The 2,294-nt window shown below is 70.3% G+C and carries 2 protein-coding genes; both read right to left on the bottom strand.

From position 1 onward, the window contains the following. Nucleotides 1-194, bottom strand: a 194-nt coding sequence (locus tag VD972_RS10220; RefSeq protein ID WP_324984593.1) for a response regulator, incomplete at its 3' end; no start/stop codon positions are given. A 160-nt stretch (nt 195-354) separates the two neighbouring features. After that, nucleotides 355-2,172, bottom strand: coding sequence for an Hsp70 family protein (locus VD972_RS10215; protein WP_324984590.1), 1,818 nt, complete (start codon nt 2,170-2,172; stop codon nt 355-357). Between the last annotated feature and the right edge of the window lie 122 nt (nt 2,173-2,294).

The following is a 2,294-nucleotide window of genomic DNA, read 5'->3' as shown; positions in this document are numbered from 1 at the left end:
TGCATGCCCTCCATGCGCAGGTCCATCAGCACGAGCGCGGGCACACGTCGTTCCAGCTCCGCCAGGCACGCCGTGCCGCTCTCGAATGGCACGGGCTCGCAGCCCAGCCGGGACAGGTGCTGACACACCAGCTCCCGCACTGCTTGGGAGTCATCGACGACGAAGACCTCGTCGCGAGTGAGAACCGAGTCCATGGCAGCCCCCCGGGTAGGAATCCCTGGAGGTAGCTCCTCGCGGGAGATCCGGCCATGTAAGGGGCTCAGCGCTGTGCATGGGAGGACGCCCCAATCGTGCGCGGCGTGACAGGCGGCTGCGACCGCCGATCGGTTCCGGACAGTGCGCCCGGCAGCCCTCTCAGGCGGAGCGGCCCAGGAGCATCTGGGTAAGCTGGCGTGTGACGTTCGCGCACTGCTCGGCATTGCCGGACTGGAGCGCGGCACGGCCCGTGTCCAGCAGGCTGCGCACGGTGCCCACGGCGGTGACGGCCTCGGGGCTGGGGTTCTCCTCCGCGCTGCGCTGGAGCAGGCGCGCCAGCTTCTCGCCGCGCTCCAGCAGCTTGCGGAACTTCTCCTCGGACTGGCGGGCGTCCTCCTCGGCCTTCTCGCTGGCGTACCGGGCCTGCTCCTGGGAGAGCCGCTCTGCCTCGGTCTGCGGCAGGCTGGTGCGCGCCTCCAGCCGCACCTCCTCGGCCAGGCCCGTCCGCAGGTCCACCGCACGCACGGAGAGGATGCCCTCGCTGGAGAGCCCGAACGTCACCTCGATCTGGGTGTCCGCGCGGTGGCCCACCTGCAGGTTTCGCAGCACCACCTCGCCCAGCTTGCGGCTGTCATCCTGGAAGTCACCCTCCCCCTGGTAGATGGGGATGCGCACCTCCGCCTGGCCTCCGCGGCTGGGCAGGAAGATCTCGCGCGCCACCACCGGCACCGAGGTGTTCTTGGCGATGAGCCGCTTGACGCGTCCGCCCAGCACGCCCACGCCCAGCGACTGGCCGGCCACATCCAGCAGCAGCGCCTTGCCGGACTGGCGCACCAGCTCCTCCGCATGGACGGCTGCCCCCAGCGCCACGGCCTCGTCCGGGTTGACATCCGTGGAGGGCGCTCGGCCGAAGAAGTCCGCCACCAGCCGCTGCACCAGCGGCACGCGCGTCATGCCTCCCACCAGCAGCACCACGTCCACTGCGTGCGGCTCCATCTTCGCGTCGCGCATCACGCCGTGGCACACCTCCAGGCAGCGGCGCGACAGCGGCTCGGACAGCACCTCGAAGAAGGAGCGGGTGAGGACCGTCTCCACTCCGGTGAGGCGCCGGTTCTGCGAGCTGTAGTCCCCCAGCGCCGCCACGGAGATGACGGCCTCCTCCTGCTCGGTCAGCGTGCGCTTGGCCGTCTCCGCCGCCACCTTCAGCCGGCGCATCGACGAGGTGTCCTTCGCCACCACCTCGCGGAGGTCTTCGTCCACCTGCGCCACCAGCCACTGGACGATGCGCTGGTCGAAGTCCTCCCCGCCCAGCGACGAGTCTCCGCCGGTGGCCTTCACCTCGAAGACGCCGTCCTTCACCTCGAGGATGGACACGTCGAAGGTGCCACCGCCGAGATCGAAGACGAGCGCATTGCCCTGGAAGCCGCGAGACAGCCCGTACGCGAGCGCCGCCGCGGTGGGCTCGTTCACCAGCCGGAGCACCTCCAGGCCCGCGATGGAGGCCGCCTCGCGCGTGGCAGAGCGCTGGTTGTCATCGAAGTTGGCGGGAACGGTGATGACGCAGCGGTTCACCTTCCGCCCGAAGTGGGCCTCGGCATCCAGCTTCAGCTCGCCCAGCACCATCGCCGCCACCTGGGTGAGGGGCATCACCTTGCCGGCCAGGCGAACGCGGACATCCCCCGTGGGGCCTGGAATCAAGGGGAAGGGCACCATCGCCTCGGCCTGCTGCACCAGCTCGGGCGTACAGCGCCGCCCCAGGAAGCGCTTGGTGGCCCACACCACGCTGTCGGGCTGCTCCTCCGCCATGCGCTGCGCGGCCGCGCCCACCACGCGTTCCCCGTCACTGTCCAAGCCCACGACGGACGGAGTCAGCCGCCCCCCGGCCCGCGCGGGGATGATGCGCGCCCTGCCACCCTCAACGGTGGCCACGGCGCTGTTGGTGGTCCCTAGATCGATGCCAATGACAGGTTCTTGCATGGGCCGGACCCGGATCCACCGTTGGAGGGCACCCCTTGCCGACACAGGGAGCGCCCCGCAGGGAGCACCCCACAGAGGCTACCTCTCTTTCCTGGAGTCCAGCCAGTTGGCAGCCACCGGAA

It is taken from the genome of Hyalangium sp. (assembly GCF_035629615.1).
Classification (GTDB): Bacteria; Myxococcota; Myxococcia; order Myxococcales; family Myxococcaceae; genus Hyalangium.
This window is presented reverse-complemented; position numbering and strand designations above follow the sequence as displayed.

Coding starts and splice junctions, on each gene's coding strand:
- VD972_RS10215 (WP_324984590.1), bottom strand. CDS start 2,172: ATGCAAGAACCTGTCATTGGCATCGATCTAGGGACCACCAACAGCGCC.